Annotated in this window: 19 protein-coding genes, 3 rRNA genes and 1 riboswitch (1 of these 23 only partly in view); of the genes, 19 read left to right on the forward strand and 3 right to left on the reverse strand. The window is 48.6% G+C overall.

Annotated features, from left to right (window positions below; all coding sequences use genetic code 11):
- The 6 genes from NSS94_RS04370 to NSS94_RS04395 all read left to right on the forward strand — a co-directional run.
- Nucleotides 1-62, forward strand: a 16S ribosomal RNA gene (locus tag NSS94_RS04370) (it extends 1494 nt beyond the left edge of the window).
- A 402-nt stretch (nt 63-464) separates the two neighbouring features.
- Nucleotides 465-3392: ribosomal RNA gene (locus NSS94_RS04375) — 23S ribosomal RNA — on the forward strand.
- Between the two features lie 152 nt (nt 3393-3544).
- Nucleotides 3545-3661 (forward strand): 5S ribosomal RNA (gene rrf, locus NSS94_RS04380).
- The 16S, 23S and 5S rRNA genes sit together here, the layout of an rRNA operon.
- 212 nt (nt 3662-3873) lie before the next feature.
- Nucleotides 3874-4866: a ketoacyl-ACP synthase III gene (locus NSS94_RS04385; protein ID WP_340931329.1), complete on the forward strand. Its 993-nt coding sequence runs from the start codon at nt 3874-3876 to the stop codon at nt 4864-4866.
- A gap of 129 nt (nt 4867-4995) precedes the next feature.
- Nucleotides 4996-7131: a DNA topoisomerase III gene (locus tag NSS94_RS04390; RefSeq protein ID WP_341038748.1), complete on the forward strand. Its 2136-nt coding sequence runs from the start codon at nt 4996-4998 to the stop codon at nt 7129-7131.
- 98 nt (nt 7132-7229) lie between these two features.
- Nucleotides 7230-7367: a hypothetical protein gene (locus NSS94_RS04395; RefSeq protein WP_016819760.1), complete on the forward strand. Its 138-nt coding sequence runs from the start codon at nt 7230-7232 to the stop codon at nt 7365-7367.
- Between the two features lie 181 nt (nt 7368-7548).
- On the opposite strand, the gene NSS94_RS04400 is transcribed toward NSS94_RS04395, so the two are convergent.
- Both NSS94_RS04400 and NSS94_RS04405 read right to left on the reverse strand, forming a co-directional pair.
- Entirely contained in the window at nt 7549-8709 is a 1161-nt protein-coding gene (locus NSS94_RS04400; RefSeq protein ID WP_165150835.1) for a type II asparaginase, read from the reverse strand.
- Between the two features lie 416 nt (nt 8710-9125).
- Nucleotides 9126-9254, reverse strand: a complete 129-nt coding sequence (locus tag NSS94_RS04405) for a DUF4023 family protein (protein ID WP_013308788.1) — start codon at nt 9252-9254, stop codon at nt 9126-9128.
- 193 nt (nt 9255-9447) lie between these two features.
- Here NSS94_RS04405 and NSS94_RS04410 point away from each other — a divergent pair, with 193 nt between their 5' ends.
- The 11 genes from NSS94_RS04410 to purF all read left to right on the forward strand — a co-directional run bounded on the left by NSS94_RS04410 (nt 9448) and on the right by purF (nt 20141).
- Complete coding sequence (locus NSS94_RS04410; protein WP_025719814.1) at nt 9448-9711, forward strand: DUF1294 domain-containing protein; 264 nt, start codon at nt 9448-9450, stop codon at nt 9709-9711.
- Nucleotides 9712-9858: 147 nt separating this feature from the next.
- Nucleotides 9859-10293, forward strand: a complete 435-nt coding sequence (locus tag NSS94_RS04415) for a universal stress protein (RefSeq protein ID WP_029516040.1) — start codon at nt 9859-9861, stop codon at nt 10291-10293.
- Between the two features lie 350 nt (nt 10294-10643).
- A riboswitch (purine riboswitch) is annotated at nt 10644-10745 on the forward strand.
- Between the two features lie 148 nt (nt 10746-10893).
- Nucleotides 10894-11379 (forward strand): 5-(carboxyamino)imidazole ribonucleotide mutase, encoded by a 486-nt coding sequence (purE, locus tag NSS94_RS04420; protein WP_341040390.1) that lies wholly within the window; start codon nt 10894-10896, stop codon nt 11377-11379.
- The gene (gene purK, locus NSS94_RS04425) at nt 11376-12551 is read left to right on the forward strand and encodes a 5-(carboxyamino)imidazole ribonucleotide synthase (protein ID WP_341038750.1); all 1176 of its coding nucleotides are present in this window, start codon (nt 11376-11378) and stop codon (nt 12549-12551) included. Before purE ends, purK begins: the two co-directional genes overlap by 4 nt.
- A gap of 2 nt (nt 12552-12553) precedes the next feature.
- Nucleotides 12554-13852 (forward strand): adenylosuccinate lyase, encoded by a 1299-nt coding sequence (purB, locus tag NSS94_RS04430; protein WP_341038751.1) that lies wholly within the window; start codon nt 12554-12556, stop codon nt 13850-13852.
- Between the two features lie 16 nt (nt 13853-13868).
- On the forward strand, nt 13869-14333 hold the full coding sequence (locus NSS94_RS04435) for a hypothetical protein (RefSeq protein WP_341038753.1): 465 nt from the start codon (nt 13869-13871) through the stop codon (nt 14331-14333).
- A gap of 241 nt (nt 14334-14574) precedes the next feature.
- The gene (locus NSS94_RS04440; protein WP_322252437.1) at nt 14575-15456 is read left to right on the forward strand and encodes a phosphoribosylaminoimidazolesuccinocarboxamide synthase; all 882 of its coding nucleotides are present in this window, start codon (nt 14575-14577) and stop codon (nt 15454-15456) included.
- A gap of 58 nt (nt 15457-15514) precedes the next feature.
- Nucleotides 15515-15760 carry a phosphoribosylformylglycinamidine synthase subunit PurS gene (gene purS, locus NSS94_RS04445; protein WP_007428837.1) on the forward strand — a complete coding sequence of 82 codons (246 nt, stop codon included), beginning with the start codon at nt 15515-15517 and terminating at the stop codon, nt 15758-15760.
- A gap of 4 nt (nt 15761-15764) precedes the next feature.
- A complete protein-coding gene (gene purQ, locus NSS94_RS04450) occupies nt 15765-16454 on the forward strand; it encodes a phosphoribosylformylglycinamidine synthase subunit PurQ (RefSeq protein ID WP_341038755.1) in 690 nt (229 codons plus the stop codon).
- Entirely contained in the window at nt 16432-18675 is a 2244-nt protein-coding gene (purL, locus tag NSS94_RS04455) for a phosphoribosylformylglycinamidine synthase subunit PurL (RefSeq protein ID WP_039272360.1), read from the forward strand. Before purQ ends, purL begins: the two co-directional genes overlap by 23 nt.
- Complete coding sequence (gene purF, locus NSS94_RS04460) at nt 18660-20141, forward strand: amidophosphoribosyltransferase (protein ID WP_029516033.1); 1482 nt, start codon at nt 18660-18662, stop codon at nt 20139-20141. The genes purL and purF overlap by 16 nt, the downstream gene beginning before the upstream one ends.
- Nucleotides 20142-20441: 300 nt before the next feature.
- On the opposite strand, the gene NSS94_RS04465 is transcribed toward purF, so the two are convergent.
- Nucleotides 20442-20732, reverse strand: a complete 291-nt coding sequence (locus NSS94_RS04465) for a hypothetical protein (RefSeq protein ID WP_341038756.1) — start codon at nt 20730-20732, stop codon at nt 20442-20444.
- A gap of 126 nt (nt 20733-20858) precedes the next feature.
- Between NSS94_RS04465 and purM the strand changes: the two genes are divergently transcribed.
- Both purM and purN read left to right on the forward strand, forming a co-directional pair.
- Nucleotides 20859-21899: a phosphoribosylformylglycinamidine cyclo-ligase gene (purM, locus tag NSS94_RS04470; protein WP_209950368.1), complete on the forward strand. Its 1041-nt coding sequence runs from the start codon at nt 20859-20861 to the stop codon at nt 21897-21899.
- Entirely contained in the window at nt 21899-22513 is a 615-nt protein-coding gene (gene purN / locus NSS94_RS04475; protein ID WP_209950367.1) for a phosphoribosylglycinamide formyltransferase, read from the forward strand. Before purM ends, purN begins: the two co-directional genes overlap by 1 nt.
- Nucleotides 22514-22601: the final 88 nt, after the last annotated feature.

Consider the following 22601-nt stretch of genomic DNA (forward strand, 5'->3'; position numbering starts at 1 on the left):
TGATTGGGGTGAAGTCGTAACAAGGTAGCCGTATCGGAAGGTGCGGCTGGATCACCTCCTTTCTATGGAGAATCGTTTCCTGCGATGGAAACATTCAAATCAGCAGGTACATGTACCTGCGACCGGATATTCAATTCGGTTCATCACGTTCATGTGAATGAAATGAATATCCTAAACTTACTCACTCGTTGCTCAGTTTTGAGAGCTCAAACTCTCAAGCTTCGACGGATACTTCATTCACACATCCGTGTGGAACCGAAATATTCATCGGGTTTCGCTTCGATGAAGCGAATTGCACCTTGAAAACTGGATACCGAAACGAAATTGCGTTTTAGAATATTCCTTTAAGCTGATCTTGTGTAAACAAGTGAAATAAAGGTAGCAGATAAGGAAAGATCTTTTGCCTTTGGCAAAAATCATTCTTTATCGAACATCGACATTTTCTTTTATCAAAGAAAAGTCTAGGTTAAGCTACAAAGAGCACACGGAGGATGCCTAGGCGCCAGGAGCCGACGAAGGACGTGGCGAACAACGATAAAGCCTCGGGGAGCTGTAAGCAAGCTTTGATCCGGGGATGTCCGAATGGGGAAACCCGGCTGTCTTCATCGACAGTCACTTTCTGCTGAATACATAGGCAGAATAGAGGCAGACCAGGGGAACTGAAACATCTAAGTACCCTGAGGAAGAGAAAACAATAGTGATTCCGTCAGTAGCGGCGAGCGAACGCGGATTAGCCCAAACCAAGGAGCTTGCTCCTTGGGGTTGTGGGACGTCTCACATGGAGTTACAAAGGAACCGGTTAGATGAAGAGGTCTGGAAAGGCCCGCCAGAGAAGGTAAAAGCCCTGTAGTTCAAAACTTGTTCTCTCCGAGACGGATCCCGAGTAGTGCGGGGCACGTGAAACCCCGTATGAATCCGGCAGGACCATCTGCCAAGGCTAAATACTCCCTGGCGACCGATAGTGAAGCAGTACCGTGAGGGAAAGGTGAAAAGCACCCCGGAAGGGGAGTGAAATAGATCCTGAAACCGTGTGCTTACAAGAAGTCAGAGCCCTATTTATGGGTGATGGCGTGCCTTTTGTAGAATGAACCGGCGAGTTACGTTCCCGTGCAAGGTTAAGGTGAAGAGCTGAAGCCGCAGCGAAAGCGAGTCTGAATAGGGCGAATGAGTACGTGGACGTAGACCCGAAACCGGGTGATCTACCCCTGTCCAGGGTGAAGGTGCGGTAACACGCACTGGAGGCCCGAACCCACGCATGTTGAAAAATGCGGGGATGAGGTGGGGGTAGCGGAGAAATTCCAATCGAACCCGGAGATAGCTGGTTCTCCCCGAAATAGCTTTAGGGCTAGCCTCGGAAAGAAGAATCGTGGAGGTAGAGCACTGATTGGGTGCGGGGCCCGCAAGGGTTACCAAGCTCAGTCAAACTCCGAATGCCATAGATTTAGTTCCGGGAGTCAGACAGTGAGTGCTAAGATCCATTGTCGAAAGGGAAACAGCCCAGACCATCAGCTAAGGTCCCCAAGTGTGTGTTAAGTGGGAAAGGATGTGGAGTTGCACAGACAACCAGGATGTTGGCTTAGAAGCAGCCACCATTGAAAGAGTGCGTAATAGCTCACTGGTCGAGTGACTCTGCGCCGAAAATGTAACGGGGCTAAACACACCACCGAAGCTATGGCTTGATGCTTGCATCAGGGGTAGGGGAGCGTTGAATGCGGGTTGAAGGTGTACCGTAAGGAGCGCTGGACTGCATTCAAGTGAGAATGCCGGTATGAGTAACGAAAAGATCTGTGAGAATCAGATCCGCCGAAAGCCTAAGGGTTCCTGAGGAAGGTTCGTCCGCTCAGGGTAAGTCGGGACCTAAGGCGAGGCCGATAGGCGTAGTCGAAGGACAACAGGTCGAAATTCCTGTACCACCGTAATCCGTTATGAGCGATGGGGTGACGCAGTAGGGTAGTGACGCGGACTGATGGATGTCCGTCTAAGCAGTGAGGCTGGTGTGTAGGCAAATCCGCACATCGTTAAGGCTGGGCTGTAATGGGGAGCGAAAATTGTAGTAGCGAAGGTCATGATCTCAGACTGCCAAGAAAAGCCTCTAGCCAGGAGAAGGTGCCCGTACCGCAAACCGACACAGGTAGGCGAGAAGAGAATTCTAAGGCGCGCGGAAGAACTCTCGTTAAGGAACTCGGCAAAATGACCCCGTAACTTCGGGAGAAGGGGTGCCTCGGTAGGGTGAATAGCCCGAGGGGGCCGCAGTGAAAAGGCCCAAGCGACTGTTTAGCAAAAACACAGGTCTGTGCGAAGCCGCAAGGCGAAGTATACGGGCTGACGCCTGCCCGGTGCTGGAAGGTTAAGGGGAGTGGTAAGCTCGCAAGAGCGAAGCTATGAACCGAAGCCCCAGTAAACGGCGGCCGTAACTATAACGGTCCTAAGGTAGCGAAATTCCTTGTCAGGTAAATTCTGACCCGCACGAATGGCGTAACGACTTGGGCGCTGTCTCAACGAGAGATCCGGTGAAATTTTAATACCTGTGAAGATGCAGGTTACCCGCGACAAGACGGAAAGACCCCATGGAGCTTTACTGCAGCTTGATATTGAATTTGGGTACGATCTGTACAGGATAGGTGGGAGCCGTCGAACTTTGAGCGCCAGCTTGAAGGGAGGCATCCTTGGGATACCACCCTGATCGTATCTAGGTTCTAACTTGGTACCGTAAACCGGTGCGAGGACAGTGTCAGGTGGGCAGTTTGACTGGGGCGGTCGCCTCCTAAAGAGTAACGGAGGCGCCCCAAGGTTCCCTCAGAATGGTTGGAAATCATTCGAAGAGTGCAAAGGCAGAAGGGAGCTTGACTGCGAGACCTACAAGTCGAGCAGGGACGAAAGTCGGGCTTAGTGATCCGGTGGTACCGCATGGAAGGGCCATCGCTCAACGGATAAAAGCTACCCTGGGGATAACAGGCTTATCTCCCCCAAGAGTCCACATCGACGGGGAGGTTTGGCACCTCGATGTCGGCTCATCGCATCCTGGGGCTGAAGTAGGTCCCAAGGGTTGGGCTGTTCGCCCATTAAAGCGGTACGCGAGCTGGGTTCAGAACGTCGTGAGACAGTTCGGTCCCTATCTGTCGTGGGCGTAGGAAATTTGAGAGGAGCTGTCCTTAGTACGAGAGGACCGGGATGGACGTACCGCTGGTGTACCAGTTGTTCCGCCAGGAGCACCGCTGGGTAGCTATGTACGGAAGGGATAAGCGCTGAAAGCATCTAAGCGTGAAGCCCCCCTCAAGATGAGATTTCCCAGTATGTAAGACCCCTTGAAGACGACGAGGTAGATAGGTTGGGGGTGGAAGTGCAGTAATGCATGGAGCTGACCAATACTAATCGGTCGAGGGCTTATCCTAAGAATAAAACGCAAATGAGTTTCGGATCCAGTTTTCAGGGTGTAACCTTGAAGGTATGTACAAGTGACATACAACAAATGCATGGCTATTCGTTCACACGATATGTCGTGAAGCGAATAACCGTACGATAGAATTTGCATAGCAAATTCATGTTTGGTGGCGATAGCGGAGGGGTTCCACACGTACCCATCCCGAACACGACCGTTAAGCCCTCCAGCGCCGATGGTACTTGGACCGCAGGGTCCTGGGAGAGTAGGACGTCGCCAAGCAACAAGCAAAAGAGACTATGATCTTCATAAGATCATGGTCTTTTTTTGCGTTAAAAGGCAGTGGGATTTTATTTAAATTGAGCTTGTTATAAGTTTAACTGGATAAGTGGATATTAACTAGTAATAAGAAGACGGTTTTAAAATAATTTAGTACCAGGTATTAGTATCTGGTGTTATAATGTGAATAAGGATTACAAAGGAGAGTGATCAGATTGTTGAATTCAAAAGCTAAGCTTACGGCCTTTGGCACTTATGTACCTGAACGGATTTTGACGAACGCTGACTTGGAGAAGCTTGTGGATACTAGTGACGAGTGGATTGTACAAAGAACGGGCATGCGTGAAAGACGCATTGCGGCTGAAGATCAATATGTATCTGATTTATGCATACAAGCTATTACACGTATGATTAACCTGTATGACGTAAATATAAACGATGTTGAGATGATCATTGTAGCGACTAGTACACCTGATTACTACTTTCCGAGCACGGCTTCACGTATTCAGGCTCATTTTGATATTCCGAATACAGGGTCAATGGATATTAGTGCAGCATGTGCAGGTTTTTCCTATGGACTTCATTTGGCAAATGGCCTTATTACGGGTGGTCTGCATCGTAAGGTGCTGGTAGTGGGAGCCGAAACGTTGTCCAAAATTACAGATTATACGGATCGGACGACGTGTATACTTTTTGGAGATGGTGCAGGGGTTGCGCTTGTTGAATATGACGAGGATGAAGGATCATTTTTAACTTCAGATATAGGTACTTATGGGCATGGGGGAGCACATCTTTACCGTGTGGGACTATCTGATCATTTAAATGGAGAGAAGCTGCAAGACCATGGATTTATTGCGCAGAATGGACGTGAGGTTTATAAATGGGCTGTTCGCTCTGTTCCAACGGGAATCGAACGATTATTGGATAAGGCAAATATGAAGAAGGAGGATCTTGACTGGTTTGTACCTCATAGTGCTAATTTGAGAATGATCGAGTCCATATGTGAAAGAAGTACAGTACCTTTGGAAAAAACGCTGACAAGCGTAGAATTGTATGGTAATACATCGGCGGCATCCATCCCGTTGGCTTTGCAGTGTGGTTTGGATGATGGACGTTTACGGTATGGACAACATGTGTTGTTATATGGATTTGGCGGAGGTCTCACCTATGCGGGTCTGCTATTAAAATGGAGTGTGCCTGATTTGTAAGTTATCTTAACCCATGTAAAAGTAATAGCAATAGTATGTATGATCATGTTCATAAGAGCCGTTGGCATTAGAATTTATAGTAAGATGGCAGGATGGTATAATTAACACTATGAGAGAAAGGAGCGTAACATGAAGGTATTGGTATTGGCAGAAAAACCGTCCGTGGCCAGAGAGATTGCACGTGTGATGGGTAGCCGCGAGAAGCATAAAAGTTATATAGAAGGACCCCAGTACGTGGTGACGTGGGCACTGGGACATTTGGTCGGCTTAGCAGAGCCGGAGGATTACGATTCTAAGTATGCGACCTGGAATTTGGAGGACCTGCCTATTCTTCCGAAGAGTTCAAAGTTAAAGGTGCTGCGCGAAAGTAATCATCAGTTCAAAGCTGTGCAGCAACTCATGAAGCGGCAGGACATTGGAGAGCTTATCGTGGCAACAGATGCTGCTCGCGAAGGAGAATTGTTGGCACGCTGGATCATCCAAATGGCAAACTGGAAAAAGCCCTTCCGGCGCTTATGGATCTCTTCGCAGACGGACAAGGCGATTAAAGCAGGTTTCGCAAAGCTATTGCCTGGTCAGCAGTTTGATCGTTTATATGAATCGGCTCGCTGTAGAGCTGAAGCAGACTGGATGATTGGTCTCAATGTAACCCGCGCGTTGACTTGTCGTTATAACGCCCAACTTTCGGCGGGAAGAGTCCAAACACCAACGCTGGGGATGATTATGGAGCGTGAGAAAGAAATTACCGAATTCCGTTCTCAGGAATATGATACTTTGACGGCGGACTTCGGCGATTTTCAGGCAACTTGGCGGGCAGAAAGCGGGGATTCACGCATGTTTGACCGCACTCAAGCAGAGGCTTTGCGCCGTAGACTTGAGGGGGCCAAAGGCACAGTTGCCAGTGTTAAAAAGAGCGAAAAGAACGAGCCTCACCCGCTAGCGTATGATTTAACGGAACTACAAAGAGATGCTAATCAGCGCTATGGCTTTTCGGCTAAACAGACGTCTAATCTGCTTCAGCGTCTGTATGAGCAGCATAAGCTGGTGACCTATCCACGTACGGACAGCTGTTATCTGACATCCGATATGGTGGACACACTTAAGGAAAGGCTCAGCAGTGTAGCAGTAGGTCCATATGCTTCCTTGGCACGTCCGTTATTGCGTAACAACCTACCAATCACAAAGCGAATTGTGGATGACAGTAAAGTCACGGATCATCATGCGATTATTCCTACTGAGCAGACATTATTGCTTAATCAGTTGAGCCCAGAGGAACGTAAGCTGTATGATCTGATTGCACGACGGTTTATCAGTCTATTCTATCCACCTGCACGTTATGATGCTGTAGCCGTATCAGTTACGGTGGAGCAGGAGACGTTTCAGGTAAAAGGCACAACGGTAAAAGATAGCGGATGGCGTGCTGTATATGACGCGAACCATTATGATATGGATGATGAAGAAGCAGAGGATGGGGAAAACAATGGACGGGGCGTTATTTTACCTGAGCTGCAAAAAGGAGATTCCGTCCGGTTACAGCGTTGTCTTGTACGAGCTGGGCGAACGATGCCGCCGAAGCGGTATACGGAAGCAGCCCTGCTCGCTCAGATGGAAAAGCATGGACTGGGTACTCCTGCTACTCGTGCCGATCTGATTGAAAAGCTTGTCAGCTCGGATACGATTGAGCGTCAGGGGAACGTAATGCATCCAACCGGGAAAGGTAAGCAACTGATTGAACTGGCAGCTCCACAGCTTCGAACGCCTGAGCTGACGGCACGTTGGGAAGCGGAGCTGGAACGGATTGCTCGTGGTCAAGGACAACCGGAACCGTTTTTGAATTCTATTCGTGCTATGGCGAAAGAGCTGGTTTCCACTGTGAAAAATAGCAGTGCGGAGTACAAGCCTCATAATGTGACGAATAGTCATTGTCCAGATTGTGGTACAAAGCTATTGGAGAAGAAGGGTAAGAAAGGCAAGTTCCTTGTATGTCCAAGTGCGGATTGCGGTTACCGTCGTTCAGGGGAAAAACGTTTGTCCAATCGACGTTGCCCGCAGTGTCATAAGAAAATGGAAATGAAAGAGGGCAAAGCAGGATTGTATGTAAGATGCCTGCCCTGCGGCATTACCGAGACGTTGGATAAGGACAAGCAACGGGTAAACAAACGGGAACAGCAAAAGCTAGTAAGACAATTTGAAAAGCAGGAATCTTTTGGCTCCAGTTTGGGTGATTTGCTAAAAGCAGCGATGGAACAAAAGCAGGGCAAATAACGGATGACCAAAAGTGCTGCAGTCAACATAATCAGTAGGTGCATGTCGGTATAAAAACGATCACTCCTTGGCATGGTAATCCGAGGAGGTGAGTATTTATGCCCAAACATAAACCGCTTAAAATCAATAATCAGCAAAATAAATCAAGCATACTGGAGGAGGAAATTGCTGCTCATCCAGAGAAGCAAGCGAAATATCCTCCAAGCTTGAATGGGATTCCCAAACAGCAGTCTTGATGCTGCGTGGGAGGGACGATGGATTACTGTATAGAACCAAGACGATTGGATATTAGATGAAGTAGTTATTAATGCTAGACTTGTCTTGCAAAAAAAAGCAGCAGTTACGGTGATCAACCGTAATCGCTGCTTCTTTTTCATAATAAGGATGTTGTATTTATTTGATTTGGGATAAATGTTCTTAGTATTCATTAAAGAAGGATTGAATTTGGTTAACATCGTGTGTTTGGGTCAAAGCAAGCATGAGCAAAATCCGTGCTTTTTGTGGATTAAGCGAATCGGTCGATACAAAGTTTGAAGCTGCGTCTTTTGTTGACGGGGACACTACTCCACTTCCCACTCGGCTGGAGCGGGCAATGATTATTCCTTTTTTACCTGCGGCCTCTGCGCCTTCTGAGGAGGTCTTGGACAAGGAACCATTACCGGAACCAGCTACGACAATACCCTTGGCACCAGCTGCTACGGCTGCATCATACAGATAGCGACCATTGTTTTGATATTCGTATAAAATATCTACTTGTGGCAGTTGAGTCAGGTTAGAGATGTCGAATACAGAAGAAGTCGTATGCTTGTGTGTGGATTTGTTGTAGTAGTACACTTGATCGCCCACAACAGCTCCAAGGTATCCCTGCTCCACAGATTTGAACGTATCGACTGCTGTTGTGTTCGTTTTGGTGATGTATCTTGCTGCACCGATACGGTCGTTCAGCAGGACGAGTACGCCCTGACCTTTAGAGGCCGAAGCCCCGGCGACTTTCACTGCATTATAGAGGTTGAAGGGACCATCGGCACTGATGGCAGTAGCTGGACGCATGGAGCCAACGACAACTACTGGCTTATCGCTTTTGATAACAAGATTGAGGAAATAAGCTGTTTCTTCTAATGTATCTGTACCATGTGTAATGACAATGCCATCTACATCGTCTTTGGCAAGCAGTTCATTGGTGCGCTTGGCAAGTTTTAAGAGGATCTCATTATTAACATCGGGGCTACCTACATTAACAACTTGCTCACCACTGACATTTGCAATACTTTTCATCTCAGGAACGGCATTGATTAGAGTTTCCACTCCCAACGCGCCTGCTTTGTAGCCGGTTGTATCCGTGTTGACGGCAGATGATCCTGCAATGGTCCCTCCCGTGGCAAGTATTTTAATATTGGGTAAATGATTGGTTTGTGGTTTTTCGGATTTGTCCGAAGTTATAGTGGTAGAAGTAGGTGCAGTTGTGCTGGTTGTAGCTGCTGCCGCAGCGTTGGCGGTAAATCCACCACTCCATAAGGTACCTCCGAGAATAAAGCTGGCCAACAGGGGAATCATCGTCATTTTTTTCATGTTAGTCATATAAAGCTCCTCTCCAATCTTAAACCTCAAATATGATGATAGATTAACTGACAAATATTTTGTCGGATTAAGTTAATATCACGAATTATAGAGTGTGAAAATGTTTTTAGTCAATATCTATGTTAGAAAATATAACTTTAAAACCAATCCATTATCAATGTAACCGCCTTATTATTGTATGGTGGGTGTATGTAGTAAGATGAACAGTCGGTTGTTTAAGGTAAAGACCACGGCTGAATAAAAAATGTTTGCAAAAACAAAACAACAAGCAGAAATCTCATAAGGAGTCTGCTTGTTGTTTTTGTTGAAAGGTGAACAACTGAGTTTACCTTTAACTTCATTCAATGAGAACGACAAGGTAAAGTTGATATTTTACGTTAATAACATGGTTCTACAGCTGAATACAGATCCCATGATCAGGGGTTTTTGCTATGCTGTTTTGTCGGCAGGCTGGCGCTGGGAGTTCCTTTTCCTCGTTTACGGTTGCGTTCTGCCTTTTTAGCATTTTCTCGCAGCTTTTCAACGTATTCATGGGTGCTTTCCATTGCAGTTCCTCCTTTAAGACGAAATAGATGCACTCGGGGATCGCCCTTATGCCACCTTACTATTTCCGCAAAAACGCTATCCAAGTCAAGGGAGGCGTTGTTTCTGTAAAAGGGGTGGGGTTATAATGAGGGGAGAACGATATATAAGGCCTAATACCTGAACTTGGTACGGTGTGCAAAAGGGGGAGAGACATTGCAGACAGGCTTGTTGGTATGGCTGCTGTTTATCAATGCAGTAGGCTATCTGGTAATGTCGGAAGATAAAAAGAGAGCACGTAAACATCGTGATCGTGTACCTGAACGGACGTTGTTTTTCCTGGCCCTGATCGGGGGAGCCTTAGGCGTGCTAATAGCCATGTACCGTAAACGCCATAAAACACGGCATATGAGTTTCAGATTAGGTATTCCGGCGTTGCTATTCATGAACGCATTGTTGTATGGTTATTTTTTAAGGTAAGGCGAGGAGTTTAGCTTCTCATAGGGAAGTTTAATGATGAGTGAGAAGACTATTCCAGCCATCCAGTGATGTCATGGAATGAACAACAACAGGAGTACATATTTCAGGCTTTGAATCAACAAACCGAATGAGGAAGAGGTGCGTATTATGCTATTTTCAAAAGTATTGCTTGCTTATGACGGTTCGGATGCATCCAACAAGGCTTTGCTGAAGGCAGCCGAATTAGTCAAGACATCATCGTCCTCGCAGCTTGAGGTGGTAACCGCATTTGATTTTCCACGGATTTTTATGGGCGAAGGTTTGGCGCCAATTCCGGCTTCGATAAATAAAGAATATTACGATTTGGCCGAACAAACTACCGAAGAAGTTAAAAAGCGGCTTGCTGAGCAAGGTGTAGATGCCAAGGTGGAGCTCATTCAAGGTTCACCAGCCGAAGTCATTTTGGATTATGCCAATGAGAATGGCTTCGATGTGATTGTGATCGGTAGCCGCGGTTTAGGTGGTATCCGTGAATTTGTATTGGGTAGCGTAAGCCACAATGTGGTGCAGCATGCGCGTATTCCTGTGCTGGTCGTAAAATAACTGAATAAGAAAGTAAAAGTCGGTTTACTGCCTGTATAGGGAGTGCCGACTTTTATTTTTGTCAGTGGAATGCGGTACGCTCGCTGTTATCAGGATAGGTAATAGATAGCTAAACGTAATACAATAGTCCTGACCTGTGGGTATATAAGGGTGTTGATTTTGTTAAACACGAACATTCTATTGCATGATTATTGTAATGTTCGTTTTCAAGTTGACATAAGGTGTAGGGAATTGTTAAACTAGGAAGTGTATTGTCGATAAAAAATGAACTTTAGGTACAATTTAATAAGGTACACATGTTTGAGCCGAAACAGACCGCGATCATACTTGTAAAGAATATCGTCGGGTATGGAATAGGCACAATGCTAACTCGTATAATGCCGGGGATATGGCCCGGAAGTTTCTACCTGGAAACCTTAAATTTCCGGACTACGGGAGACATACGGCTGAAGCCGCATTGCATGCGGTGGAAGAGGCTTGCTTTTGGCTTGCCTTTAAGAGGCTCTGTCGTTTGTTTTTTCGTAGTCCGGTGTCTTGAAAATAACGTTATTTTCGAGTGCCGGATTTTTGGCGCTTATTGATAAACAGGGAGTGAAGGACATGTCAGTGCAGGTCGCTGTCATTATGGGCAGCACATCAGACTGGGACACCATGCAGCATGCATGTGCTGTGCTGGACGAGCTTGAAATCGGATATGAGAAAAAGGTAGTTTCAGCCCATCGTACACCGGATTTAATGTTTCGTTTTGCAGAAGAAGCCGCCGGGCGTGGACTAAAGGTCATTATTGCTGGAGCGGGTGGGGCAGCGCATTTGCCAGGGATGGTGGCTGCGAAGACATCCTTGCCAGTCATTGGTGTGCCTGTCCAGTCGAAGGCTCTGAATGGTCTAGACTCCTTGCTCTCCATTGTGCAGATGCCGGGTGGTATTCCGGTTGCCACTGTGGCAATCGGTAAGGCAGGCGCTACGAATGCAGGGCTGCTGGCCGCACAAATGTTAGGCGCTTTTGACGAAAAGATAAGTCAGCGGGTTGTGGCAAGACGTGACCGTATCCGTGATGAGGTGCTGGAAGGCAGTGACTCACTATGAATGAAGCATGTGAACCTGCAGGTCGCATCCGTCCTCCAGGTACAACGATTGGACTTCTAGGAGGCGGACAGCTGGGCAGAATGCTTGTGCTAGCAGGGACAAACCTAGGATATCGTTTTGTGACGCTGGACCCTGCACCTGATAGCCCGTGTGGACAGGTGTCAGAACAAATCCGTGCTGCCTATGATGATGAGCTTGCGGCCAGAGAGTTGGCTGGTCGGTGCGATGTGATCACGTATGAGTTTGAAAATGTGGACGCAGATGTGGCTGCACTTTTGGAACAGGAATCCAGCGTGCCGCAAGGCAGCAGTCTTTTGTACACAACACAGCATCGTCTTCGTGAAAAGCGTTCTATTGAAGCTGCTGGTGTCCCTGTCGCTCCGTATCGTGAAATCAGTAGTCCTGCGGATATGGTCCAAGCGGTAGCTGAACTGGGTGTACCATGTGTGCTCAAGACAGCAGTCGGTGGTTATGATGGCAAGGGACAAGTGGTCATTCGCCAACCGGAGGAAGCCTTAGCTGCCTACGAACAATTGGCAGGAGACGGTGCGGAACTGGTATTGGAACAGTTCATTCGTTTTCGCTGCGAAATCTCGGTGATTGTAGCTCGCAGCACGAACGGTGAAGCTAAAGCCTTTCCACCTGCGGAAAACATTCACGTAAACAACATTTTGCACACGTCGATTGTACCTGCGCGCGTGCCAGAACCTGTTCAGGAGGAAGCACGAAAGTTAGCGCTGGCTGTGGCAGAGTCGCTGGGTGCGGTGGGACTGCTCGCTGTGGAGATGTTTGTCACCGAAGACGGACAATTGTACGTTAATGAGTTGGCACCACGACCGCATAACTCCGGTCATTACACGATGGAGGCATGCGCCACGTCGCAATTCGAGCAGCACATACGTGCGATTTGCGGTTTACCCTTGGGCAGCACGAAGCTGCTGACTTCCGTCGTGATGGTCAATGTGCTAGGTGAGCATTTGGAGGATGTGGTTCGGCGGTTTGCGCAATCGGATGTTGAAGCTGAAAGGTTGGATGTTGTACCCAAGCTGCATTTGTATGGAAAAAGTGAAGCCAAGCCAGGCCGAAAGATGGGACATATTAATCTACTGTGCCAGGATGCGGAACAAGCGCTGGAATGGATTGAACAAACCAATATTTGGGGGGATAAATAGTCATGATCGAACGCTATAGCAGACCGGAAATGAGAGCGATTTGGACGGAAGAAAATAAATTTAAAGCGTGGCTGGAAGTAGAGCTGTGTGCCTGTGAAGCTTGGGCGGAATTAGGGGTTATTCCAAAAGAGGATACTGTGGCTCTACGTAAGAATGCAAGTTTTGATATTGAACGGATCTATGAAATTGAGCAGGAGACAAGACATGATGTTATTGCTTTTACTCGCACGGTGTCTGAAAGTCTTGGAGATGAGCGCAAATGGGTACATTACGGTCTAACCTCTACAGACGTAGTTGATACGGCACTGGGCTACCTGTTAAAGCAGGCGAATGAAATCCTGGAACGCGATATCTTGAATTTTATTGAAATTTTGAAGGAAAAGGCATTGGCTTACAAGCATACACCAATGATGGGACGTACACATGGAGTGCATGCCGAGCCGACCACATTCGGACTGAAGATGGGATTGTGGTACGAGGAAATGAAGCGCAATCTGGAACGCTTTCGTTTTGCCGCTGACCAAGTACAATACGGTAAAATGTCCGGTGCAGTTGGGACATACGCCAACATTGACCCGTCTGTAGAAGAATTTGTATGCCGCAAGCTGGGTACCAAGCCTGCACCGATTTCTACACAGACGCTACAGCGCGACCGTCATGCCGAATACATGGCAACGTTAGCGTTGATCGCCACATCGTTGGACAAATTTGCTACAGAAGTCCGTGCTCTGCAAAAGAGTGAATTCCGTGAGGTGGAGGAAGCCTTTGCCAAGGGTCAAAAAGGATCTTCCGCGATGCCGCATAAACGCAATCCGATCGGAAGTGAAAACATCTCCGGTCTGGCACGTGTGATTCGCGGGCATATGGTATCGGCGTATGAGAACGTAACCCTATGGCATGAACGCGACATTTCGCATTCTTCCGTAGAACGCATTATTCTGCCGGATGCCACGATGCTGTTGAACTACATGCTGAACCGCTTTGGCAATATCGTGAAAAATCTGACGGTCTTCCCTGAAAATATGAAGTGCAATATGGCGCGTACGTACGGCGTACCGTTCTCCGGTCGTATTATGACGAAGCTGATCGATAAAGGTTTTAGTCGTGAAAAAGCCTACGATACCGTGCAGCCGCGTGCTATGCAGGCGTGGGAAGAGCAACGCCAATTCCGCGATATCGTCGAGGCCACCCCGGAAATTACTGCCGTGCTCAGCGCAGACGAAATCGAGGATGCTTTTAACCCAGCCTGGCATCTGAAGAACGTGGATACGATCTTCAAAAAGCTGGGATTAGGGGAGTAGGAGGGAAGGTTGCTGCGTGGTGAGGCCGCTCTGCGAACGGATCATTCTTCCGATTGCTGTTGCCCCTGGATTCCTGAATTGGAAAACCTGCAAAGGTTGGAATCCAGAGGCAAAGGCAAGCGCTAACGCTTCTCCAGAACGATTCCGTCCGCCCCGCTGCTTCCAGCACCAACCTTCGTGTGGGAGCAGAACTTGGGAAGGTGCGGCACATAAGATGCCGCACCACCCCAAGAGCGATGGAAAAGCGTGTTCCACTGCTTTTGCTATCGCTGAGCAACGTTCTCGGGAGGGCTGCCGAATTTGCGCAGCAAACAGCCCGCTGCCCTCCCGAGAACGCGCAGGCTCAAGAAGTGAAGCCTTGAGCCACCGTATCCGTGCGCAGCGTAACACATGCGCACAACAGGCGAAGCCAGAATGCTCGCTGCACGGCATGCCGTGCTACGGCCACGGGCCGAATGGTATTGCGGCGGCATACGCGTAAAAACGCTATTTTGTACCGACGTAAAAGCGTTGCTGGATGACAGCTTGTGTCAACAAGCCTTAATCCAGCGGAACGCGCTCACACCACCCCAGCTCCAGTAACCCGCTATCCCCTGCTCACTACGCCAACCCTTGCGGGAGTCCCGAGGGCAGCAGCCCTGGGGGTTCTCCCTGAGGGGAGGATTTAGGAGGGGCAAAGGTTGATTTAGGAGGGGCAACTTCTATGAAAGAGGTGTAATGAAATGTCATTGTCTACTGCCGAAGGTCTGATCCATGCGCCGCTCTTGTACAAAGGCAAGGTGCGTGAACTGTATGATCTCGGAGAACATTTTCTGATTGTCGTGACAGACCGAATTTCGGCTTTTGATTATGTGTTAGAGCCACCCGTGCCCGAAAAGGGAAATGTGCTGAATAAGCTCAGCGCTTTCTGGTTTGAGCAGACGAAAGACTTGTTGGAAAACCATGTCGTGCACACTGATGTGAACAAGCTCGGGCATGTGATCGACGAACAGAATAAAGAGTTGCTGAAGGACCGGATCATGGTCACGCTGAAGGCTGAACGCATCGACATTGAGTGTGTGGTGCGCGGATATATTACCGGAGGCGGCTGGCGTCAGTATGAGCAGAACGGTGAGGTGAACGGCATTCCATTGCCAGAGGGGCTACGTAAAAATGAGCGCTTTCCCAAGCCTTTATTTACACCAGCTGCAAAAAATGATGTTGGACACGACGAGGACATTTCCCTTCACCAAATGAAAGAACTGGTCGGGGTTGAACTAACAGGTGAGCTTGAGGAAAAGAGTTTGGCGTTGTACGAATTTGCACGTGCTTTCTGCGAAAAGCGGGGGATTATTTTAGCCGATTGCAAGTTTGAGTTTGGTCTTGTTAACGGGAAGGTTATTTTGATTGACGAAATTTTCACTCCGGACTCATCCCGATTCTGGGCACAGGAAAAGTATGAGCTGGATGTGGAAATTGACAGCATGGACAAGGAGCCGGTACGAAGTTATTTGGCATCATCCGGTTGGGACAAGAACAGCAAGCCCGATCCGTTGCCGGCTGAGGTCGTAAAAGAAACAACTGCAAGATATACGGATATTTGGCGGCGTCTGACGGCACAGTAAATAGTAATCATAATTAAACCAATAGGATTCACTCATTCGGAGGAGGAACTGAAGGAACATGATGAAAGCAACAGTCTATGTCACGATTAAGCAAAGCGTTTTGGACCCGCAGGGGGTTGCGGTGCAAGGCGCACTGCATTCTATGGGTTTCGGAGAAGTGGACAGCGTCAGAATTGGCAAGTATATGGAACTGAATCTGGATACAACAGACCGCGAGAGTGCTGAAAAGCGCGTCATCGAGATGTGTGAAAAGCTGTTGGCCAACACGGTCATTGAAGACTACCGCTACGAACTGGAGGGCTAATTCCATGAAATTTGCAGTTCTGGTTTTTCCGGGCTCCAACTGTGATATTGACTGCTATAAGGCGGTAGAGGACACGGTCGGTGAACCTGTCGATTATGTTTGGCATACTGCGACGGATCTGTCGCCTTATGATTGTATTCTTGTTCCAGGAGGCTTCTCCTACGGGGATTACCTGCGTTGCGGCGCGATTTCCCGGTTTGCTCCAGTGATGAAGGAAGTTGCGAAAGCGGCTGCCGAGGGCAAATATATTTTGGGTATTTGCAACGGTTTTCAAATTCTGACCGAAGCCGGTCTGTTGCCAGGGGCTTTACGCCGTAATCTGTCGATGAAATTCCTATGCCGGGATACGGTGTTGCAGGTTGCGAATAACCAAACACCTTTTACTAAAGATTACGCTGCTGGTGAAAAGATCGTCATTCCGATCGCACACGGCGAAGGCAACTATTACTGTGATGATGAGACGCTGGCTCGCTTGCAGGCGAATAACCAGATCGTATTTACGTATAAAGATAATCCAAACGGTTCCATGACGGATATCGCAGGGATTTGTAATGAACAAGGAAACGTGCTGGGCATGATGCCTCACCCTGAACGCGCGGTGGACGCATTGCTCGGAACGGATGACGGCAAACGTATGTTTACATCTATTTTGAACGCATGGAGGGATCGACATGGCGCAGCAAGTTTCCGCTAAGGAACCAACGGCAGAGCAGGTTGCCGAGCATAAACTGTACCAGCAGATGGGTGTGTCGGATAGCGAATATGCGTTGATCTGTGAATTCATGGGACGTCAGCCGAATTATACGGAGATTGGTGTATTCAGTGTCATGTGGTCAGAGCATTGTGCTTACAAAAACTCCAAGCCGTTACTGCGTCGTTTTCCAACGAGCGGTCCACGAGTGCTGATGGGACCCGGTGAGGGCGCAGGCATTGTAGATATCGGTGATAACCAAGCGGTTGTATTTAAAATCGAAAGCCATAACCACCCGTCGGCTGTGGAGCCTTTTCAAGGGGCAGCGACTGGGGTAGGCGGTATCATCCGTGATATTTTCTCCATGGGTGCAAGACCCGTTGCGGTGTTGAACTCTCTGCGTTTTGGCAAGCTGGAGAGCGACCGTGTGAAATATTTGTTCGAGCATGTGGTATCTGGTATTGCGGGCTACGGGAACTGTATCGGTATTCCGACTGTAGGTGGCGAGGTTGTATTTGATGAAAGCTACGAAGGCAACCCGCTTGTTAATGCAATGTGTGTCGGACTGATTGACCATGATAAAATCCAGCGTGGTGTTGCTAAAGGGGTCGGTAACCCGGTGTTCTATGTGGGCCCACCGACAGGTCGTGATGGGATTCACGGAGCGACATTCGCATCGGTTGAGCTGACAGAAGAATCTGAAGCGAACCGGACTGCGGTTCAAGTAGGCGATCCTTTTATGGAGAAGCTGGTTATGGAATCATGTCTGGAACTGATCGATAGTGGTATTGTGCTGGGTATTCAGGATATGGGTGCCGCAGGACTCACCTGCTCCAGCGCGGAGATGGCGAGTAAGGCTGGCAACGGCCTGGAGCTGTATCTGGATCAGGTACCGCAGCGTGAAGAGGGTATGACACCTTATGAAATGATGCTGTCCGAATCACAAGAACGGATGCTGTTCGTAGTAGAGCCTAAGGATGAAGCACAGGCACTGGAAATTTTCGAGCGCTGGGGCGTTATTTGTGCCAAGGTCGGTAAAGTGACGGATGACGGTCGTTTGCGTTTGTTCCATCACAATGAAGTGGTCGGAGATATGCCAGTGACGGCACTGGTTGATGAATGCCCGATTTATGACAAGCCTTCCGAAATCCCCGCTTATTATGAGCAAAATGCTGCTATTGACACACTTCGTTATGCAGAAGTGACAGATTTGAACGGTGCGCTGAAAAAGGTGCTGTCTTCACCAAGTGTAGCTAGTAAGAAATGGGTATACGAGCAGTATGACTACATGGTTCGCACGAGTACAGCCGTTCGTCCGGGATCGGATGCAGCTGTAGTAACCGTGCGTGGAACTCGTAAGGGTCTCGCCATGACGACAGATTGTAACGGACGTTATGTATACCTGGATCCAGAGGTAGGCGGACGGATTGCAGTTAGCGAAGCAGCACGTAACATTGTATGTTCTGGCGGCGAGCCTTTGGCGATTACAGATAACCTGAACTTCGGTAACCCTGAAAAGCCGGATATTTTCTGGCAAATGGAAAAAGCCGTAGATGGTATGGCTGAAGCTTGCCGTGTACTGGATACACCTGTTATCGGGGGTAATGTCAGCTTGTACAACGAAAATACCAAAGGCTCCATCTATCCGACGCCTGTTGTTGGTATGGTAGGTCTGGTACATGATACAGATCATATTACGACACAAGGCTTCAAAGCCGAGGGTGATGTGATTTTCTTGGTGGGGGAAACGAAGGCCGAGCTGGGAGGTAGCGAGTTCCAAGCTGTCGTACACGGTGTATCCGAGGGACGCCCTCCTGAGCTGGATTTGAACGTAGAGAAAAAGCTGCTGACTGCGGTACTGGGAGCGATTCAGGGCGGATTGGTACAATCTGCGCATGATTTGGCAGAGGGCGGATTGGCTGTAGCGCTTGCGGAATCCGGGATTAGCGGCGGATTGGGAGCACAGGTCAACGTAGAAACGACTTTGCGTCCTGACCATGCCTTGTTTAGCGAAAGCCAGTCCCGTATTTTGTTATCTGCATCGCCGGATAAAGCGTCTGCGCTGGAAGCACATCTACGTGGTTTGGAAGTGCCAGTTACCGTATTAGGAAAAGTTGAAGGATCACAATTGACAGTTGAGGTGAACGGACAACCCGCTTTGAACGAGGCAGTCGCCAGTTTGAAGCAAATCTGGGAGGATGTCATTCCATGTCTGATGAAATAACAGCACGGACGTTGTGGACTGGAGATTATTATAATGAAGGCTCTGGTAAAGAGGGGCTGTTTGATAAATTAAAAGAGGAATGCGGCGTATTCGGTGTGTATAGACACTCCGATGCCGCTTCCCTAGCATATTACGGGTTGCATGCGCTCCAGCATCGTGGGGAGGAAAGTGCAGGCATCTGTGTGAGCAGTGGTGACGAGTTCCATTATCATCGTGGTATGGGTCTTGTAAAAGAAGTATTCAATAAAGATTTGATGGCTTCGCTGACAGGCGATATTGCCATAGGACATGTGCGCTACTCGACAAGTGGAGACAGTAAGCTGACGAATGCACAGCCTTTGGTGTTCAAGTATCGTGATGGCGATTTGGCAGTAGCCACCAACGGGAATATCGTGAATGCTTTGCAAATCCGGCATGAGCTGGAGCAGGGCGGGTCTATTTTTCAAACGACCAGCGATACAGAAGTAGTAGCACATTTGATCGCACGATCGTCCAAGGATTTGGTGGAGGCCGCTAAGGATGCATTGAAGCGTATTGTCGGCGGGTTTGCTTTCCTTATTATGACCAACGACAAGCTGCTCGTGGCTTCCGACCCCAATGGTCTGCGTCCAATCACGATGGGCAGACTGGGAGATGCTTATCTGTTCGCATCCGAGTCTTGTGCCCTGGAAACGATTGGGGCAGAGTTGCTGCGCGATATCGAACCGGGTGAGCTGTTGGTGTTGGACAAAAATGGACTGCATGAAGATCGTTACACGGAAGAAAAGCACCGTAAAGCGCTATGTGCGATGGAATATATTTATTTTGCCCGGCCTGACAGTGACTTGAATGGTTCTAATCTTCATGCTGCACGCAAAAGAATGGGCAGCCAGATGGCGCTGGAAGCTTTTGTTGATGCAGATTTGGTTACCGGTGTACCGGACTCCAGTATTTCGGCTGCGATTGGTTATGCAGAGCAGACAGGTATTCCTTATGAGCTGGGCATGATTAAAAATAAATACACTGGACGTACCTTCATTCAGCCGAGTCAGGAGCTGCGCGAGCAGGGTGTGAAAATGAAGCTGAGCGCTGTACGCCGCGTTGTTGAAGGTAAACGAGTCATTATGATCGACGATTCTATCGTCCGGGGCACTACATCCCGTCGAATCGTGAATATGCTGCGTGATGCGGGAGCGTTGGAGGTACATGTACGTATTACCTCGCCGCCTTTCAAAAACCCGTGCTTCTACGGTATTGACACGCCGGATCGCCGGGAACTGATTGCTTCATCTAAAACCGTCGAGGAAATTCGTGAGGAAATTAACGCCGATTCGCTTTACTTTATGAGCGCCGAGGGTTTGATTGCCGCTGTAGGTGGATATAACGAACAGGATTACAAAGGCGGCTTGTGCCTAGCTTGTTTCGATAATGATTACCCGACTCAGGTAGATTTCAAAGGCGAAGAGAAGTTCGGATGTAGTTGTTAGTATAGGGAACAAAAGAGGTGCTAGCGCCATATAATGCGGTTCTGAGGGGGCTACTCCGCGTGTGGAAGGTTCTTACGATCGCTGTTGCCGCTGGATTCCTGGATTGAAATAATCCCTTACAGGGTTGGAATCCAGCTGCAAAGGCGAACGCTTTCGCTTCTCCAGAATCCTTCCACCCGCTGCGTTTCTCAGGTATGCAGCATTATTGCAGCAGTGCCTGTACCTCTTTGGTTCCCACCAAGAAGAGGATAGGTAAGGCAGTTAAAAACTCATGGCATAACTATTTCATGCCATGAGTTTTTAGCGGAGCGGTGACTCGTAAAAAGTCACCCTGCTCTTGTAAGGTTGAGCCGCGAAGCGAAGCTCAATAGCAGGCAAGGCAAAGCTGCCTGCCTCAAAGGGCAAAGAAGTAAGCCGCCCGTTGGCGCTGCTCACTTCTTTGCCCGGCACGTCCCCGCCTTTGCGAAGCAAACAGCCCGGGACGTGCCCCCGCCGCCGTGAAGGCGGCAACGCACCAAAGCGTGTCCTTGTGAATTGCGGGAATGCCCCGCAATTCACAAAGGAAAGCACGCGACTCACAGCACGAACCATACACCAAGCAGCACCCAACCCTACGCATCTGACCGACTCTTGAGAGGTCCAGGGGGAGCAGCCCCATGGAATCCTCCCTGTTAGGGAGGACTTAGGAGGGTCAATCATTTGAAGGAGTGTTCATGAATGTCCGAAGCATACAAAAATGCAGGGGTAGATATCGCTGCCGGTAATGAAGCAGTAGAACGGATGAAAAAGCACGTTAAACGTACCTTCCGTCCCGAAGTGCTGACGGACTTGGGCGGATTCGGTGCGTTGTTCGGCCTGAATAAGGATAAGTACGAGGAGCCTGTACTCGTTTCCGGTACCGATGGTGTCGGCACGAAGCTGAAGCTTGCTTTCGCAATGGATCGTCATGACACCATTGGTATCGACGCGGTTGCGATGTGTGTAAACGACATTGTCGTCGGGGGCGCGGAGCCACTCTTTTTTCTGGATTACCTCGCTTGTGACAAGGTTGTGCCCGAGAAAATTGAAGCTATAGTCGCTGGAATCGCAGAGGGATGCCATCAATCGGGCTGTGCGCTGGTCGGCGGTGAAACCGCAGAAATGCCAGGGATGTATAGCGAGGGTGAATATGATATTGCCGGATTCACGGTAGGGATTGTAGATAAAAGTAAAATCATCAACGGCAGCTCCGTTGCCCCTGGAGATACCGTTATTGGGCTGGCCTCCAGTGGAGTTCACAGTAATGGCTTCTCACTGGTTCGCAAGCTGTTATTGGAACAGCAGGGCTATGATTTGCATGATGAAATCGAAGGCTTAAACGGCAAACTGGGCGATGTACTGCTGGAGCCGACGAAAATTTACGTGAAATCCGTTTTGGCATTGCTGGACAAGGTAAAAGTAAAAGGTATGGCGCATATCACAGGTGGTGGTTTTATTGAAAATATCCCAAGAGTGTTACCGGATCACGTCAATGTGGATATTGAATACGGCACTTGGCCGATTTTGCCGATCTTCCAGCTCATGCAGGAAAAAGGTGCAATCTCCAACAGAGACATGTTCACAACCTTTAATATGGGGATTGGCATGGTAATCGTTGTAGGCGAAGAGCATGCACAGACTGCACTGGAAGTTCTGAAGGAACAGGGCGAAGCTGCCTATGTGATCGGAAAAGTAACGGAAGGCAGTTCTATCGTGACCTTTACGGGAGCCGAGGTGTAATGAACGAGTACCGGATTGCTGTTTTTGCATCAGGCGAAGGGACGAATTTTCAGTCATTGGTGGATGCCGCTGCGCGAGGAGAACTGGGCGATGCCTCGGTAGAATTGCTCATCTGTGACAAGCCTGCGGCTCCTGCCGTAGCTAGAGCACAGAAAGCTGGAGTTGCGTGCCATACCTTTCGACCCAAGGAATATCCTTCTCGAGAAGACTATGAGCGTGAACTGGTGGCTTTACTGGAGCAGAAATCAATTGATCTCATCGTGTTAGCTGGCTACATGCGTTTGCTATCCAGCGTCATGGTCGATGCCTACGCAGGAAAAATCATTAATATTCATCCGTCACTACTTCCGGCATTTCCAGGGAAAGATGCTGTTGGACAGGCATTGACCTATGGTGTCAAGGTAAGTGGCGTCACCGTTCATTTTGTGGACGGGGGCATGGATACGGGAGCTATTATTGCCCAGCGTGTCGTGGAGGTTAGCGACCATGATACTGCGGAATCCTTATCCGCAGCCATTCAATCCGTAGAACGTCAGCTATATCCAGAAGTAGTTGGAAAATTAGCCCAAGGCAAAATCCAATTAAATGGTCGCAAAGTGATTTCACTTCTCTAAGAATGATTGTAATTTGTCATATCATTGTTATATCAAGGATGCTGTACAGGCATTTTCCGATATTTCTCGGGAAATAAAATGATAAAAG

Origin of the sequence: Paenibacillus sp. FSL L8-0644 (genome assembly GCF_038008165.1) — a bacterium.
GTDB classification, from domain to species: Bacteria; Bacillota; Bacilli; order Paenibacillales; family Paenibacillaceae; genus Paenibacillus; species Paenibacillus polymyxa_D.

Coding starts and splice junctions, on each gene's coding strand:
- NSS94_RS04390 (WP_341038748.1), top strand. CDS start 4,996: ATGAAGGTATTGGTATTGGCAGAAAAACCGTCCGTGGCCAGAGAGATT.
- purF (WP_029516033.1), top strand. CDS start 18,660: ATGTCTGATGAAATAACAGCACGGACGTTGTGGACTGGAGATTATTAT.
- NSS94_RS04395 (WP_016819760.1), top strand. CDS start 7,230: ATGCCCAAACATAAACCGCTTAAAATCAATAATCAGCAAAATAAATCA.
- purS (WP_007428837.1), top strand. CDS start 15,515: ATGATGAAAGCAACAGTCTATGTCACGATTAAGCAAAGCGTTTTGGAC.
- purK (WP_341038750.1), top strand. CDS start 11,376: ATGAATGAAGCATGTGAACCTGCAGGTCGCATCCGTCCTCCAGGTACA.
- purE (WP_341040390.1), top strand. CDS start 10,894: ATGTCAGTGCAGGTCGCTGTCATTATGGGCAGCACATCAGACTGGGAC.
- purL (WP_039272360.1), top strand. CDS start 16,432: ATGGCGCAGCAAGTTTCCGCTAAGGAACCAACGGCAGAGCAGGTTGCC.
- NSS94_RS04440 (WP_322252437.1), top strand. CDS start 14,575: ATGTCATTGTCTACTGCCGAAGGTCTGATCCATGCGCCGCTCTTGTAC.
- purB (WP_341038751.1), top strand. CDS start 12,554: ATGATCGAACGCTATAGCAGACCGGAAATGAGAGCGATTTGGACGGAA.
- purN (WP_209950367.1), top strand. CDS start 21,899: ATGAACGAGTACCGGATTGCTGTTTTTGCATCAGGCGAAGGGACGAAT.
- NSS94_RS04405 (WP_013308788.1), bottom strand. CDS start 9,254: ATGGAAAGCACCCATGAATACGTTGAAAAGCTGCGAGAAAATGCTAAA.
- NSS94_RS04415 (WP_029516040.1), top strand. CDS start 9,859: ATGCTATTTTCAAAAGTATTGCTTGCTTATGACGGTTCGGATGCATCC.
- NSS94_RS04465 (WP_341038756.1), bottom strand. CDS start 20,732: ATGGTTCGTGCTGTGAGTCGCGTGCTTTCCTTTGTGAATTGCGGGGCA.
- purQ (WP_341038755.1), top strand. CDS start 15,765: ATGAAATTTGCAGTTCTGGTTTTTCCGGGCTCCAACTGTGATATTGAC.
- NSS94_RS04400 (WP_165150835.1), bottom strand. CDS start 8,709: ATGACTAACATGAAAAAAATGACGATGATTCCCCTGTTGGCCAGCTTT.
- purM (WP_209950368.1), top strand. CDS start 20,859: ATGTCCGAAGCATACAAAAATGCAGGGGTAGATATCGCTGCCGGTAAT.